The sequence below is a fragment of the Saccharopolyspora tripterygii genome (genome assembly GCF_054778355.1).
The window spans coordinates 214,641-228,272 of record NZ_BAAGZP010000036.1 but is presented as its reverse complement, the minus strand read 5'-3'; the positions used below and the strand labels follow the sequence as shown (position 1 = coordinate 228,272).

Sequence of the window (13,632 nt, the reverse complement as noted above, 5' to 3'; positions counted from 1 at the left end):
GCGAGTACGCCGCGACGCCGTGTATTGGCATACATCAGGAGTGGCGCACGGAGTCCAGGCGGCGTGTGAGGTTCCGCTACCCGCACCGCCAAGCAAGGTGATTCTGCAACGACCCCTAAAACCGGGAGATGCCGCAGTGCGGTCCTCGTGCGGGTCAGTCCTCGACGGTGATCGCCAGAGCGGGGCAGACCGCGGCGGCGTGGTGGACGTCGTCGGCGAGCTCGGGACCCGGGGAGTCGGTGAGCAGGACGGCGATGCCGTCCTCGTCGCGCTGGTCGAAGACGTCGTCGGCGGCCATCACGCACTGGCCCGAGGCGACGCACCTGTCCTGGTCGATGGAGATCTTCATGAGCTGATTCCGTTTCGTGGTGAGATTTTTCGGGATTACCAGGTGACCGGGAGTTCGTAGACGCCGTAGACGGACCCGTTGTGCTTGAACGGGACCTCGTCGAGCCCGACCGCCGCGCGCAGCGTCGGGATCCGCTTGTACAGCGTGCTGTAGACGACCTGTAACTCCATCCGGGCCAGCGGCTGACCCAGGCACTGGTGCACGCCGAAGCCGAACGCGACGTGCTTGCGCGCGTCCCGGGAGAGATCGAGCCGGTCGGGGTCGTCGAAGACCTCGGGGTCCCTGTTGCCGATGTCGTTGGGCATGATCACGCCGTCGCCCGCCTGGATCAGCTGACCGCCGACCTCGATGTCCTCCAAGGCGACGCGGCGGCGACCGTTGTGCGTGATGTGCAGGTAGCGCAGCATCTCCTCGACCGCGCCCGCCACGACCTTGGGGTCCTCGGTCTCGCGCAGCAGGGCCAGCTGCTCCGGGTGCTCCAGCAGCGCGAGCGTTCCCAGAGCGATCATGTTCGCGGTGGTCTCGTGGCCTGCGATGAGCAGCAGCACGCCCATCTGCGAAACGTCGGAGCGCTCCAGCTCGCCGGCCTTGATCCGCTCGCAGAGCCCGGACAGCAGGTCCTCGCCCGGGTTCTCGAGCTTCTTGCCCACCAGGTCGTCGAGGTAGGTGTTGAGGTTGTTCATAGCCGCCCCGCGTTCCTCCGGGGTGGCGTCGCGGCGGATGATGACCTTGCTGTTGTCCTGGAAGAAGTCGTGGTCGGCGTAGGGCACGCCGAGCAGCTCGCAGATGACCAGCGAGGGCACCGGGAGCGCGAAGGCCTCAACTAGGTCCACCGGTTTCGGCCCGGCGAGCAGGGTGTCGATCTGGTCGTCGACGATCTTCTGCACGGCCGGGCGCATCGCCTCGATGCGCTTGACGGTGAAGGGCGCGGTCACCATCCGACGCAGCCGCGCGTGTTCCGGGTCGTCCATCAGGATGAAGCTGATCTTCGAACCGCCGGGCTGGGCGGGCACGCCGCGCGGGTAGCCGGGCCTGTCTGCGTCGGAGCTGATGCGCGGGTCGGCGAGCACCGCGCGCTGGTCGGCGTAGCGGGTCACCAGCCAGGGCGTCGTGCCGTCAGCGAGCCGCACCCGGTGGATCGGTGTTTCCCGCTGCAGGGCGCTGAGCTCCGGCGGCGGGTCGAAGGGGCAGCCTGATGCGCGGGTCATCGGGTAGTCGGGGACGCCTGCCTTCTCGGCTGGGTGCAGCGTGTTGGTCATGCCGACCTTCCTTGTGATTTTGGTCGTGCCAATTCGAAAGTAGCGCCGCCGACTGGATTAAGTCAACTGACTGAATTAGGGTGTTCGGGACATCCGAGGCAGTGCGAGAACGAGAGGTCCCGGCGAGCATGCGAGCAACTCCCACCAAGGCGGACGAACCCGCTGCTCCGGGGGCAGAACGATCCAACCTCGTGGTCCTGGTGCTGGCCTTCGCCGGCATCTCGGTCGCGATGACCCAGACCACGGTGATCCCGCTGGTCCCGATGCTGCCCGGCCTGCTGCACGCCTCCGCCGCCGACACCGCGTGGGCGGTCACCGCCACGCTGCTGGCGGGCGCGGTCGCGACGCCGGTCGTCGGACGCCTCGGGGACATGTACGGCAAGCGGCGGATGCTGCTGATCAGCCTCGCGATGCTCATCCTCGGCTCGGTCGTCTGCGGGCTCAGCGGATCGCTGCCGGTGGTCGTCGTCGGCCGCATCATGCAGGGCCTGTCGTCCGGTGTGATCGCGCTGGGCATCAGCATCATGCGCGATGAGCTGCCCGCCGAACGGCTCGGTTCGGCGACCTCGCTGATGAGCGCCTCGCTCGGGGTGGGCGGTGCCCTCGGCCTGCCTGCCGCCGCGTTCCTGGCCGAGCGCACCGACTGGCACGTGCTGTTCTGGAGCTCGGCCGCGCTCGGCGCGCTGGCCGTGGTGCTCGTGGTGACCTTCGTGCCCGAATCGCCGGTGCGCTCCGGCGGGCGGTTCGACCCGCTCGGCGCGCTGGGCCTGTCCGCCGGATTGATCTGCCTGCTGCTGGTCGTGTCCAAGGGCGCGGCCTGGGGCTGGGGCAGCTCGACCACGCTGGCGCTCGCCGCGTCGGCCGTCGTGGTCTTCGCCGTGTGGGCCTGGTGGGAGCTGCGCATCACCGCGCCGCTGGTGGACCTGCGCACCATCACCCGCAGGCAGGTGCTGCTGACCAACATCGCCTCGGCGGTGTTCGGGTTCGCCATGTTCGCGCAGTCGCTGGTCTTCCCGCAGGTCCTGCAGCTGCCCATCGGAACCGGCTACGGCCTGGGGCAGACCATGCTCGCGGTCGGCATCGTGATGGCCCCGTCCGGTCTGGTGATGATGGCGATGTCCCCGGTCTCGGCACGCATCTCGAAGGCCAAGGGTCCGAAGGTGACGCTGATGATCGGAGCCGTGGTCGTCGCCGCCGGCTACGGGCTCGGCGTGGTGTTCATGGGCAGCCTGTGGCAGCTGATCATCGTCTCCAGCATCATCGGTGCGGGCATCGGGCTGGCCTACGGTGCGATGCCCGCGCTGATCATGGCCGCCGTCCCGGTGTCGGAGACCGCCGCGGCCAACAGCCTCAACACCCTGATGCGCTCGATCGGGACGTCGGTCTCCAGCGCGGTGGCCGGTGCCGTTCTGGCGCAGCTGACCATCGACTTCGGCTCGGCGACCGTGCCCTCGCAGACCGGCTTCCAGGTGATCATGGGCATCGGCTGCCTGGCCGCTGTCGCGGCGTTGAGCATCGCCGCGTTCTTGCCCGCCAAGGACGAGCCCGTCGATGCCGTGCTGGTCGCCGCGCGGGCGTCGCGCTGAAACCGGTTGCGGGCGGTGGTTGGATCGGTGGGGAGCTCGGCTCGACCGGCCGCGCTCCGAGATGTCCGCCGTGGACTGCGCGAGTGAGGAATGTGAGATGAGCGAGGCCCTGCCACCGGTTCCGTTCGACCCAGAGCTGGAGGTCTTCCTGAAGGCGATGCCCGACACCGGGATGGACTTCGCGGTGGAGGACGTTCCGAAGCTGCGCGAGATGTCCCGCCAGTTCACCACCGATGACCAGCTCGAGGCCAACGGGTTCACCGTCGAGCACCGCGAGGTGCCCGGACCGCAGGGCGCGCCCGAGGTGTCGTTGGTGATCGTGCGCCCGGCCGAGCTCGACGGTCCGCTGCCGGTCGTGTACTCCATCCACGGCGGCGGCATGATCATGGGCGATCACCGGCAGTCCCTCGACGTCATGGCCGCCGAGTGGGGGCGCGAGATCGGCTGCGCGATCGTGTCGGTGGACTACCGGCTGGCGCCGGAGAACCCGCACCCGGCGCCCGTGCAGGACTGCTACGCAGGGCTGAGCTGGGTCGCCGAGCGCGGAGCGGAGCACGGTCTCGACCCGGAGCGCGTGGTGATCGTCGGCGGCAGCGCGGGCGGTGGGCTGGGCGCCGCGGTCGCGCTGATGTGCCGTGATCTCGACGGGCCGGATCTGCTGGGACTGCTGCTGATGGCCCCGATGCTCGACGACCGCAACGACACCCCGTCGGCGAACCAGATGCGGGGGCTGGGCATCTGGGATCAGCACGCCAACGGCGTCGGCTGGACCGCGCTGCTGGGGGAGACGCGGGGCGGTGCGGACGTGTCGCCCTACGCCGCTCCGGCGCGTGCCCAGGACCTGTCCGGGCTGCCCCCGACGTTCATCGAGGTCGGTTCCGCGGAAACCTTCCGCGACGAGGACGTGGCCTTCGCGACCCGCATCTGGCAGGCGGGCGGCATCGCCGAGCTGCACGTCTGGCCAGGCGGCTTCCACAGCTTCCGCATGGTCCCCGACGCCCATCTCAGCAAGTCCGCCGCGCAGGCCCGGAACACCTGGCTGACCAGAATCCTCACCCCCTGACCGGAACCCCCAGAACCCCGGACCCTCCACACCGAACACCGCCGGAAGCTCCACGCCGGAAGTGCCACACCGGCGCCCGGCGCCGATCGGCTCCGACCGAGCACGGGGCGGTGGTCCCTTCGGGTGAATGTGCCCGGCACTTCCCAGTTTTAGTCCAAACCGAGGGCCTTTCGTGCCCGAAATGTCGGCTCAGTTTGGACTAAAACTGGGACCGGGTGAGGTCCGCTCGCGGGGTGCGCTTCAGCGGGCTGAGGGGAGGGGGTCGCCTCGGGGTGGGATCTCGTCGGCTCGGGCGGGGTCGACGTCGGTGACCGTGCCGTCGGCGGTGGTGTTGGCGATGGCGTGCATCGAGGCCAGCGCCGAGGAGATCTGGAACTGCTCGTGCTCCGGTCCCATGTCGCTGAGCTCGATCAGCACGCTGCCGCTGCCCAGCAGCCCGTAGGCGTTGCGCGCGATGCCCCGGTAGTCGCCACCCGGGTACTGGGACACGTTGGCACCGCCGGAATCCATCGCCGTCCGCGCCACGACCGAGACCTGCTTGGCCAGCTCCAGCGGCTCCGCGGCCACGCCCGGGGTCGTCGGCCACATCAGCGAGGCGGTGATCTCGCGGCCGTCGCCACCGACGTAGCGGCCCTGCATGTGGTAATCCACCGCGACCTGCGGTGCGAACTCCGCGTGGTGCCGCTGGATCAGACCCGCCTCGGTCGCCGGGTTGTCCTCCGGAGCCACGTCCGGATCGTGGTAGCGGTTGATGTCGTAGCCCTTGCCCTGCTCGCCGTGCTCCGGGTCGGCTTCGGGCGCGTAGTTGTAGCGCCAGCCGTGCTCGTGGCCGTCGGGGTTGGCACGCACCACCACGTCGACGGTCAGCTGATCGCGCAGCCAGCGCTGGTGCTGGGAGTTCCCGATCCCCGCATCGCGCAGGAACTCCACGGCCGCAGGTGTGCCCAGTGGCTCGTCGCCGTGCTGCTGGGTGACGTAGAGGATGCGGGTCGGTCCGTGACCGACCCGCGCGCTCCACACCGGCCGCCCCTGGTTGCTGGCGCCGATCGGAGCGACTCTGACCTCACCTCGGCTGCGCACCTGCAGCTCGACCAGCTGACGCGCGAGCTCCTCGGTGCTGGGACGCGGATCGATCTCGCGGTCAGCTCCGGCGGGCGCCACCAGTCCCAACGCGGTCACGACCGCGATCAGTGCCGACAACAGGGCACAACGCATCAATTTCGACATAACGACGCAGTCTGCAACCCCGGACCGGCGCTCACAAGATCAGGCCTCGCGCGGGTCGGTGAGCTCGCGGCGCATGCAGGCGCGCGGCCAGGCATCCAGGCCCGCGCGCGTCTCGGCGGCGCGGATCTCGCGCAGCCCGGGGGTGATCTCGGAGTCCGAGAGGTAGCGGAATCCGCAGCGCAAGTAGTACGGGCCGTTCCAGGGGACCTCGGTGAAGGTGGTCAGCGTCAGCGCCGGAAGACCGCGGAACCGAGCCCACGCCGCGAGGTGCTCGATGAGCCCGAGGCCGATCCGCCGACCTGCGTGCTCGGGGTGCACGGTGACCTGCTCGACATGCGCGCAGCCGTCGACGACGTCGGCGATGAGGTAGGCGAGCGGTGTCGTCCCGGCGACGTGCACCCACGCCCTGCCCGCCGCCACGTAGCTCCGCAGCGTCTCCGGTGACGGTGGTTCGTCCTCGGCCACGAGATCCATCCCCAGAGGGGCGAACGCCCTTCCGGCGTCGCGCTCCAGCTGCCGCAGCAGCGCAACGTCCGCTTCGTTCGCCGACCGGATCATCCCCGTGCCTCCCGCACCGCTTCACCGAGCCCCGGAGTTGCGACTTCCAGGGGAATCCGCCGAGGACCGGGTTCGAACCGGCGGGCGTTCGTTGTAGCTTGCGATGCGATGTCCTGGCAACGGAGTTTTGGGGCGTGGATGGTGGACGTTCCCGGGGTGGACTGCACGACGCCGAACGCCGCGCGAATCTACGACTACGACCTGGGTGGGGAGCACAACTTCGAGGCCGATCGGGCCGCGTCGGAGGAGATCCGCCGCACCGTGGCACCCACCGGCCCGTTCATCGCGCGGGCCAATCGGGCCTTCCTGCAACGCGCGGTGCGGTTCTGCCTCGACCGCGGGATCGACCAGTTCCTGGACCTGGGATCGGGAATCCCGACGGTCGGCAACGTGCACGAGATCGCGCAGGCCCGGAACCCGCGGGTCAGGGTGCTCTACGCCGATGTCGAGCCGGTCGCCGTGGCGCACACCCGGCACCTGCTGGAGGGCAACGCCCACGCCGGCATCGTGCAGGCCGACGTCCGCGACCCGGATTCCGTGCTCGAATCGCCGGAAGCCGAACGCCTGCTGGACTTCTCGCGACCCGTCGCGCTGCTGAACGTGGCGGTGCTGCACTACATCACCCAGCAGGAGCAGGCCGGGATGCGGCGCTACCGCGACGTGCTGGTGCCGGGCAGCGCACTGGTGATCTCCACGCTGACCGCCGACCACCGGGAGGAGGAGGCAGCGCGGGTCGAGCGGTTCTTCGCCGAGAAGACCACCGCGCGGATCACCTTCCGCACGGCCGACGAGGTGCGGGAGTTGTTCGACGGCACCGAGCTGGTGCCGCCCGGGCTCGTGTGGAGCCCGCAGTGGCGGCCCGACCCGGCCGACCCGAACGGCTGGGAGCCGCACCGCGCCGGCTGCTGGGCGGGCGTCGGACTCCTCTAGCGAGCCAGGAACTCGTCGAGCTCGGCGCGCGCGGGTGCGGTGGCCGGGCCCTTCTTCTGCACGGACAGGGCCGCGGCCGCGTTGGCGCGGCGCGCGGCTCCGGCCAGGTCGGCGCCCTCCAGCAGGGCGGCCGCGAGGACGCCGCAGTGGGTGTCCCCGGCACCGTTGGTGTCGACCGGGGTGACGGGAAAGCCAGCTATGCGGTGCGTTTCGCCGTCCGTGGTGAGCAGGCAGCCGGATTCGCCGTCGCGCACGACGACCGCCGCCGACGGGCCGAGACGTCCGGCCAGCTTCGGTGCGGCGGAGGCGGTCTCGGGCACCCCGGCGAGGGTGCGGGCCTCCTCGGCGTTGCAGCTGAGCAGGTCGACGTGCGGGAGTACCGCGTCGAGCACCTTGCCGGGGATGTCGGCGACCAGCGGGCACGGATCCAGCGTCACCCGCGAGGAGACCCCGGGAAGCCAGGCCAGCAAAGCCTGCCGGTTGGAGGGGTGCAGCAGGCTGTAACCGCTGAGGTAGACGACGTCGTCGGCCTCGGTGCGCACCTGGGCCAGCTGCTCCGGCAGCAGCAGGCCCTCGGCACCGACGCCGGTGACGAACGTGCGCTCACCGCTGGGTTCCACGAGCGCCACGCAGATCCCGTTGTCGGCGTCGGGTTGCTGCGGCTGCGCGACCTCGATCCCCTCGTCCCGCAAGGACTCTCGGGCCTGGTCGGCGAAGCGACCGGTGCCGTGCGCGCCCGCGTAGACCACCCGCGCACCGGACCGGGCGGCGGCGGCCATCACGTTGAACCCACCGCCGGCGAGCAGTTCGGTGCCCTCCGCCAGCACGTCACCGCCCGCGGGCGGCAGCGACGGCACCCGCATCACGAGGTCGAGCACGACCTGACCGGTGTGCACGAGACGCCCGGTCATGCCGCGTTCTTCCGGCTGCCGCCGAGCAGCGCGTACACCCCGGCGGAGATGACGAAGGTGATCACCCAGCCCAGGCCGTTCTCCCCCAACCAGGTCTCGGCGAGCAGGCCGGTGAAGAAGTCGTTGCTGCTGAAGAGGTATCCGACCACGATCGCCAGCGCCCACGCGAAGAACGCGCGCGGTTCGACCCCGCCCCGGTACCAGTAGGAGCTGCTGCTGCGCATGTCCATCAGCCCGGCCGGGTCGTAGGTCTTGCGGTGCAGCATGTCGGTGAGGAACACGCCCAGCCACGCGGTGATCGGGATCGCCAGCAGGCTGATGAAGGTGACGAACGGGTCGTAGAAGCTGTCGGCCACGAGCATGAAGTAGATCGAGCCGAGGAAGGTCACGACGACGTCCACGGCGACCGCGTAGACGCGCTTGATGTTGATGCCCATGGTCAGCGTCGTCAGGCCCGCCGAGTACACCGACAGGTGGTTGGACAGCAGCAGTCCGCCGACTGCGGCGATCAGGTACGGCACCGCCATCCAGGCGGGCAGCATCGCGCGGATCGCGGCGACCGGGTCGCCCGCCTCCGCCAGCGCCGGATCCCCCGCTGCGAGAAGGCTTCCCAGCGAGATCAGCAGGATCAGCGGGATGCCCGCCCCGACCGAGGCCGAGGCGATCAGCGACCCGGCCTTGACCGCGGGGGACTGGTAGCGCGACATGTCGGCCGCCGCGTTGGCCCAGCCGATGCCGGTGCCCGCGGCGATCGTGCCGATGCCCGCGATCACCACGCCGACCGGGGCCGGCGAGGCCGAACCGACCGCGTGCCAGTCGATGGTGGCCGCGAGGCTGATCGCCACGACGATGTTCAGAGCGCCGAAGATCCAGGTGGCCCACCGCTGCACGGCCACCAGCACCTTGTGCCCCAGGCCGGAGACGACCATCGTCAGCAGCTCGAAGATCGCGATGCACACGATCGTCAGCAGCGGTGCGGCCTTGGCGTCGCCGACGGTGCCGAACAGGATCGTGAACAGCGACAGCAGCGCGAAGGCGGCGGTAGTGGTGTTCACCGTTTCCCAGCCGAGCCGCGAGATCAGCGACACCAGGGTCGGTCCGGCGTTGCCGTGCACGCCGAAGACCGCGCGGGAGAGCGTCAAACCCGGTGCGCCGCCGCGACGTCCGGCGATCGAGACCACGCCAACGATGGCGAACGAGCCCACCGAACCGATCACGGCGACGATCGCGGCCTGCCAGAAGGCGAGTCCTTCGGCGACGAGCGTGGCGCCGAGGGGTAAGCCGAGGATCGAGATGTTGGCGGCGAACCAGACCCAGAACAGCTGCATCGGATGTCCCGTGCGCTCACCCTCTGGTACCGGTTCGATCCCGCGCGTCTCCAAGGCGCTCTCCGCGGTCTCGGACGTGGCCTCGCGGACCATGCGATCTCCTTCAGCTGCCGGAGTTCCTCAGTTCGAGCAGGCCGTCCACGGCGGGTCCCAGGTCGAGTCGGTTGACCTCGCGCACCTTGGCCAGCAGGTCCACCGGAAAACCGGAAAGACCGTGCTGCGCACCGAGCATCGCTCCGAGGACGGCGGCGATCGTGTCGGTGTCACCGCCGAGCCCGGCGGCCGTGGTCAGCGCCTCGACCGGCGTGTCACCCAGCGCCTCGGCGAGGGCGAACGCGGCGACCATCGACTCCTGCACGGCGACCGACGTTCCGATGACCTTGGAAACAGCGTAGGACAGCGTGGTCCGGTCCATGCCGCGCACCCAGCGCCGCGCCCACCTGATCCGGCACGCGATGTCGCCTCCCGCGCACCACCAGCCCTTGCGGGCGCCGAGTGCGGCGGCGTGCTCGGCCTGGTCGAGCGCGGTGGGCAGGTCCGCCCCGTCGATCCCGGCCGACACGGCGGCGGCCACGGCCGCAGCACCCGCGATGCCCACGTTGGTGTTGTGGGTGAGCTTGCTGGTCGCGACGACCGCCTCCACCAGCCGGGGCAGCTCGGGCGGCGTGGCGATGGCGACCGGGGTGATGCGCATGGCGGCACCGTTGGTGGTGCCGCCGCGGCCGGTCTCCTCCGGATCAGCCCCGGACTCCAGCAACTTCAGCGCGCGCTTGGTGGACGGGCCGAGCAGGTCGGCCAGCCCGCGGGCGACCATGTCGGATTCCCAGTCCAGCAGCGCCTTGCCGAAGACCATCGGGTCGATCGTGCCGGAACCGCCGACGAGCAGGTCGGCGACCAGGACCGCCTGCTCGGTGTCGTCGGTGACGGTGCCCGCCGGCAGGTTCGGCGAGATCGGTTGCTCGGCGACCGCGTCGCGCAGCGACCGGATGAAGCCGTAGTGGGTGACGATGTCCTCTCGGGACATCGATTGGGTCGGCATGCCCAGGGCATCGCCGATCGCCAGTCCGTAGAAAGCGCCGAGCGCGCGTTCGCGAGTGCTCATGGGCGGCCAAACGTCAGGTGGAACTGGAACCGGTTCGGATCGAGCAGGCTCGTGACCTGCTCGACGAGCTCGCCCTCGGCGGAGACGCTGGTGCGCACCGCCTGCAGGAACAGCTCGCCCTCGGTGCGTTCGAGCAGCGCGGCCATCTCGGCGGACAGCGCATGGGTCCCGATGCGCTGGTCACCGGCCCCTGCGACCAGACCGGCCGAGAGCAACGTGGCGGTGATGGAGTCGTCGAGCAGCCCGCGCTCGGGCAGCCCGCTGAGCTCGCCGACGGCCGGGATGAGCGATGTCTCCACCGACACCGGCCCTACCGCCCGGTCTCGGCGGAGCCGCCGGACTGCGACGAACTCCGCGAGGCCGAAGCGTTCGGTGAGCTCCGCGTCCGCGGTGCGCTCGATGCTCAGCAGCTCGGTGCTGACGTCGAAGCCGGAATCGGCCAGCGCGGTGGCCCAGCCGACGGTCTGATCGAGCGTGACACCGTCGAAGGTGACGAAGGAACCGACTCCGCTGCGGGTGGCGATGAGCTCCTGGCGCTGCAACTCGGACAGAGCGCTGCGCACGGTGCCACGGCTGACCTGGTATTTCTCCGCGATCTGGTTCTCGCCCGGCAACTGCTCACCGCGCGCGAGCCTGCCCGAGCGGATCTGCTCGGTGAGCTCGGCGATCAACCGGTCACGTTTCCCGAAGGGAACCTGTCCAGTCCTGTTCATTCCTGTACATTAAGTGGACGGGGAACTGCGCACAACGAAAGACACGCCTACGGAGTAGCGCGCCCCCGCGAGCGAGGCCGCGCCGGCGGGGCCTGCCCACCGCCGCGACCTCCATCGCCGCCGGTCAGATCGATTCGACCGAGTTCGGGTACAGCTCCTCGATGGCGTGGACGTGGTTGTCGGCGACCGCCTTCCGCTTGATCTTCAGGCTCGGCGTGACCTCGTTGTGCTCGATGGTCAGCTCGCGGGGCAGGATCGAGAAGCGCTTGATCGTCTCGTGCCTGTTCAGCGTCGCGTTGAGGTCCTCGACCGCAGCGGCCACCATCTCGTGCGCCTTCGGGTGCGCGGCCAGCTCCTGGTAGGAGAGCCCGGCGAGGTCGTTGGCCCGCGCCCACTCGACGATCGCCTCCTCGTCGAGGGTCACCAGCGCTGTGCAGTAGGGCCGCTTGTCGCCGAACACCACCACGTTGCTGACGTAGGGGCACAGCGCCTTGAACTTGCCCTCCACCGACTGCGGCGCCACGTACTTGCCGCCGGAGGTCTTGATCAGGTCCTTCTTGCGGTCGGTGATGCGCAGCCGCCCCGCGTCGTCCAGCTCGCCGATGTCGCCGGTGTGGAACCAGCCCTCCGCGGTGATCACCTCGGAGGTCGCCTCCGGCATCCCGTGATAGCCGCGCATGACGCCGCCACCGCGCAGCAGCACCTCGCCGTCCTCGGCGATGCGGACCTCCATGCCGGGCAGCGGCTGACCGACGGTGCCGATGCGGAAGTCGTCGGTGCGGTTGACGAAGCTCGCGGCCGTGGTCTCGGTGAGCCCGTATCCCTCGGCGACCAGCACGCCCGCCGCGTGGAAGAAGCGGGCGATGTCGGGGGCCAGCGCGGCGCTGCCGGAGATGAAGAACCGCAGCCTGCCGCCGAACTTCTGGCGCAGCTTGGCGAACACGAGCTTGTCCGCGACCGCGTACTGGACCTTCAGCCCCAGCCCCGGTCGCTGACCGGCCTGCTGCAGCCGGGAGATCTCCAGGCCGACCGCGCAGGCCCAGCGGAAGATCTTGTACTTGGCCTCGCCGCCTTCCTTGGCCTGCATGACGACCTTGTTGTAGATCTTCTCGAAGATCCGCGGTGCACCGGCCACGAACGTCGGCCGCACCACGGCGAGGTTGTCCACGATCTTGTCGACCCGGCCGTCCACCGCCGTCACGTAGCCGGTTCGGATCTGGCCCACCTGCAAGACCTTGCCGAACACGTGCGAGAGCGGCAGCCACAGGTACTGCACGTCCTCGGCGGTCATCTCGCGGATGGCGTGCATCGCCTCGGCCACGTAGACCCAGTTCGACTGGGCGAGCCGCACGCCCTTGGGGTTGCCGGTGGTGCCGGAGGTGTAGATGAGCGTCGCGAGATCGTCGACGCCGACCGAGCCGACCAGCTCGTCGAAGAGCTCCGGCCTCTCCGCGTGCAGCGCGCGTCCCCGGGCCTCCAGTTCGTCCAGGCTCAGCACCCAGTCGCCGTCGGCGGTGCCGTCGAAGGTGATGACCCGCGTCAGGCCGGGCATGTTCGCGCGCTGCTCGCGGAGCTTGGCGATCTGCTCGTCGTCCTCGGCGAACACGATCGTCGAGCCGGAATCGGTGACGATGTAGGCGCAGCCCTCGGCCGTGGTGGTCGGGTAGATCGTGGTGGTGGCGCCGCCCGCGCACATCACGCCCATGTCGGCGAGGATCCAGTCCATCCGCGTGCCGGCCAGGATTCCGCACCGCTGCTGGGATTCCAGGCCGATCGAGTGCAGGCCCAGCGCGATCGAGCGGGCCCGCTCCCAGGTCTGCGACCAGGTCAGCGAGTGCCACTGCTCGCCGTCGGGGTACCGGAAGGCCTCGGTGTCGCCCGAGCGCTGGACGCGATCGCGCAGCATGTCGGGGACGGAGCGGAATTCGGAGGAAATGGCGGCAGGCATGGGCGGGAACGTAATCGAGCTCATGCGGCCGCGCAATGAAAGGCGGACAAATCGGTCTTATGTCCATGGTTGCCTGACCAGTGCCTCGATGAAGGCGCAGGTCGGGGGACGGGCCGGTCGTCCCCGATCGCACCGGGGGCGGACCCGGGGTTCGCGGGTCCACCCGGTGCGGATCGGGTGGGGATCATGGACTGGCCCCCGCGTTCCCGGCGACCAGGATCAGGGCGAGGACCGACAGGACGGTGAACACCGCCGCTGGCGGGCCGAGCACCGATCGGACGATGCCGGCCAGGCCGGACATGGCCCTGGCGAGCACGACCGCTGCCGCGAACATCGCGACCAGGACGCCGAGCAGCATTCCTTGCAGTGCGGTGGAAACGGTGTCCGGGGTGACGACCTGTGGGTCGTTTGCCGCCAGCACCTCCGGGAGTATCGTGAACATGCGAGCTCCCTTCACGGGTGGTGTCCCGTTGTGAGGGTGATCGTGAGTGCGCGTGGCGCCCCCGGTCGTGGCCAAACGAGTTCCGGGGGCGTTCGCGTGTCCGGCCGGCGATCCGCCGGCCGCGCCTCTGGGGTGGTCGAGGCGCCCTGCGCTCCTGGCGGTGAAATTTCACTTCTCCGTTGAAGTTCATTTCTCGCCGGTGAAACGCTGCACGGC

13 protein-coding genes are annotated in these 13,632 nt (G+C 69.9%); 3 read left to right on the top strand and 10 right to left on the bottom strand.

Annotated features, from left to right (window positions below):
* Positions 1-154 precede the first annotated feature (154 nt).
* Positions 155-349 carry a ferredoxin gene (locus ACYVF3_RS26115; RefSeq protein WP_461156888.1) on the bottom strand — a complete coding sequence of 65 codons (195 nt, stop codon included), beginning with the start codon at positions 347-349 and terminating at the stop codon, positions 155-157.
* Between the two features lie 35 nt (positions 350-384).
* Positions 385-1,608: a cytochrome P450 gene (locus tag ACYVF3_RS26110; RefSeq protein WP_461156887.1), complete on the bottom strand. Its 1,224-nt coding sequence runs from the start codon at positions 1,606-1,608 to the stop codon at positions 385-387.
* A gap of 128 nt (positions 1,609-1,736) precedes the next feature.
* Between ACYVF3_RS26110 and ACYVF3_RS26105 the strand changes: the two genes are divergently transcribed.
* On the top strand, positions 1,737-3,194 hold the full coding sequence (locus tag ACYVF3_RS26105; RefSeq protein ID WP_461156886.1) for an MFS transporter: 1,458 nt from the start codon (positions 1,737-1,739) through the stop codon (positions 3,192-3,194).
* A 97-nt stretch (positions 3,195-3,291) separates the two neighbouring features.
* The gene (locus ACYVF3_RS26100; protein ID WP_461156885.1) at positions 3,292-4,257 is read left to right on the top strand and encodes an alpha/beta hydrolase; all 966 of its coding nucleotides are present in this window, start codon (positions 3,292-3,294) and stop codon (positions 4,255-4,257) included.
* Positions 4,258-4,497: 240 nt separating this feature from the next.
* Here ACYVF3_RS26100 and ACYVF3_RS26095 read toward each other — a convergent pair whose 3' ends face one another.
* Together ACYVF3_RS26095 and ACYVF3_RS26090 are read right to left on the bottom strand one after the other, a co-directional pair.
* Complete coding sequence (locus ACYVF3_RS26095) at positions 4,498-5,457, bottom strand: M14 family zinc carboxypeptidase (RefSeq protein ID WP_461156884.1); 960 nt, start codon at positions 5,455-5,457, stop codon at positions 4,498-4,500.
* A gap of 66 nt (positions 5,458-5,523) precedes the next feature.
* Positions 5,524-6,042 carry a GNAT family N-acetyltransferase gene (locus ACYVF3_RS26090; protein ID WP_461156883.1) on the bottom strand — a complete coding sequence of 173 codons (519 nt, stop codon included), beginning with the start codon at positions 6,040-6,042 and terminating at the stop codon, positions 5,524-5,526.
* Positions 6,043-6,180: 138 nt separating this feature from the next.
* Here ACYVF3_RS26090 and ACYVF3_RS26085 point away from each other — a divergent pair, with 138 nt between their 5' ends.
* Complete coding sequence (locus tag ACYVF3_RS26085; protein ID WP_461156882.1) at positions 6,181-6,972, top strand: SAM-dependent methyltransferase; 792 nt, start codon at positions 6,181-6,183, stop codon at positions 6,970-6,972.
* Here the strand turns inward: ACYVF3_RS26085 and ACYVF3_RS26080 are convergent.
* The 6 genes from ACYVF3_RS26080 to ACYVF3_RS26055 form a co-directional block, all read right to left on the bottom strand.
* Positions 6,969-7,883 (bottom strand): PfkB family carbohydrate kinase, encoded by a 915-nt coding sequence (locus ACYVF3_RS26080; protein WP_461156881.1) that lies wholly within the window; start codon positions 7,881-7,883, stop codon positions 6,969-6,971. The genes ACYVF3_RS26085 and ACYVF3_RS26080 overlap by 4 nt on opposite strands.
* Positions 7,880-9,304, bottom strand: coding sequence for a purine-cytosine permease family protein (locus ACYVF3_RS26075; protein ID WP_461156880.1), 1,425 nt, complete (start codon positions 9,302-9,304; stop codon positions 7,880-7,882). The genes ACYVF3_RS26080 and ACYVF3_RS26075 overlap by 4 nt, the downstream gene beginning before the upstream one ends.
* 10 nt (positions 9,305-9,314) lie before the next feature.
* Positions 9,315-10,313: an ADP-ribosylglycohydrolase family protein gene (locus ACYVF3_RS26070; RefSeq protein WP_461156879.1), complete on the bottom strand. Its 999-nt coding sequence runs from the start codon at positions 10,311-10,313 to the stop codon at positions 9,315-9,317.
* Complete coding sequence (locus ACYVF3_RS26065) at positions 10,310-11,026, bottom strand: GntR family transcriptional regulator (protein ID WP_461156878.1); 717 nt, start codon at positions 11,024-11,026, stop codon at positions 10,310-10,312. The genes ACYVF3_RS26070 and ACYVF3_RS26065 overlap by 4 nt, the downstream gene beginning before the upstream one ends.
* Before the next feature lie 124 nt (positions 11,027-11,150).
* Positions 11,151-12,974, bottom strand: a complete 1,824-nt coding sequence (locus tag ACYVF3_RS26060) for an AMP-dependent synthetase/ligase (protein WP_461156877.1) — start codon at positions 12,972-12,974, stop codon at positions 11,151-11,153.
* Positions 12,975-13,158: 184 nt separating this feature from the next.
* Positions 13,159-13,416, bottom strand: coding sequence for a hypothetical protein (locus ACYVF3_RS26055; protein ID WP_461156876.1), 258 nt, complete (start codon positions 13,414-13,416; stop codon positions 13,159-13,161).
* Positions 13,417-13,632 lie beyond the last annotated feature (216 nt).

Excerpts from the sequence above, each read along its gene's own strand:
- ACYVF3_RS26115 (WP_461156888.1), bottom strand. The coding sequence starts at position 349 with ATGAAGATCTCCATCGACCAGGACAGGTGCGTCGCCTCGGGCCAGTGC.
- ACYVF3_RS26110 (WP_461156887.1), bottom strand. The coding sequence starts at position 1,608 with ATGACCAACACGCTGCACCCAGCCGAGAAGGCAGGCGTCCCCGACTAC.
- ACYVF3_RS26105 (WP_461156886.1), top strand. The coding sequence starts at position 1,737 with ATGCGAGCAACTCCCACCAAGGCGGACGAACCCGCTGCTCCGGGGGCA.
- ACYVF3_RS26100 (WP_461156885.1), top strand. The coding sequence starts at position 3,292 with ATGAGCGAGGCCCTGCCACCGGTTCCGTTCGACCCAGAGCTGGAGGTC.
- ACYVF3_RS26090 (WP_461156883.1), bottom strand. The coding sequence starts at position 6,042 with ATGATCCGGTCGGCGAACGAAGCGGACGTTGCGCTGCTGCGGCAGCTG.
- ACYVF3_RS26085 (WP_461156882.1), top strand. The coding sequence starts at position 6,181 with ATGGTGGACGTTCCCGGGGTGGACTGCACGACGCCGAACGCCGCGCGA.
- ACYVF3_RS26080 (WP_461156881.1), bottom strand. The coding sequence starts at position 7,883 with ATGACCGGGCGTCTCGTGCACACCGGTCAGGTCGTGCTCGACCTCGTG.
- ACYVF3_RS26075 (WP_461156880.1), bottom strand. The coding sequence starts at position 9,304 with ATGGTCCGCGAGGCCACGTCCGAGACCGCGGAGAGCGCCTTGGAGACG.
- ACYVF3_RS26070 (WP_461156879.1), bottom strand. The coding sequence starts at position 10,313 with ATGAGCACTCGCGAACGCGCGCTCGGCGCTTTCTACGGACTGGCGATC.
- ACYVF3_RS26065 (WP_461156878.1), bottom strand. The coding sequence starts at position 11,026 with ATGAACAGGACTGGACAGGTTCCCTTCGGGAAACGTGACCGGTTGATC.
- ACYVF3_RS26060 (WP_461156877.1), bottom strand. The coding sequence starts at position 12,974 with ATGCCTGCCGCCATTTCCTCCGAATTCCGCTCCGTCCCCGACATGCTG.
- ACYVF3_RS26055 (WP_461156876.1), bottom strand. The coding sequence starts at position 13,416 with ATGTTCACGATACTCCCGGAGGTGCTGGCGGCAAACGACCCACAGGTC.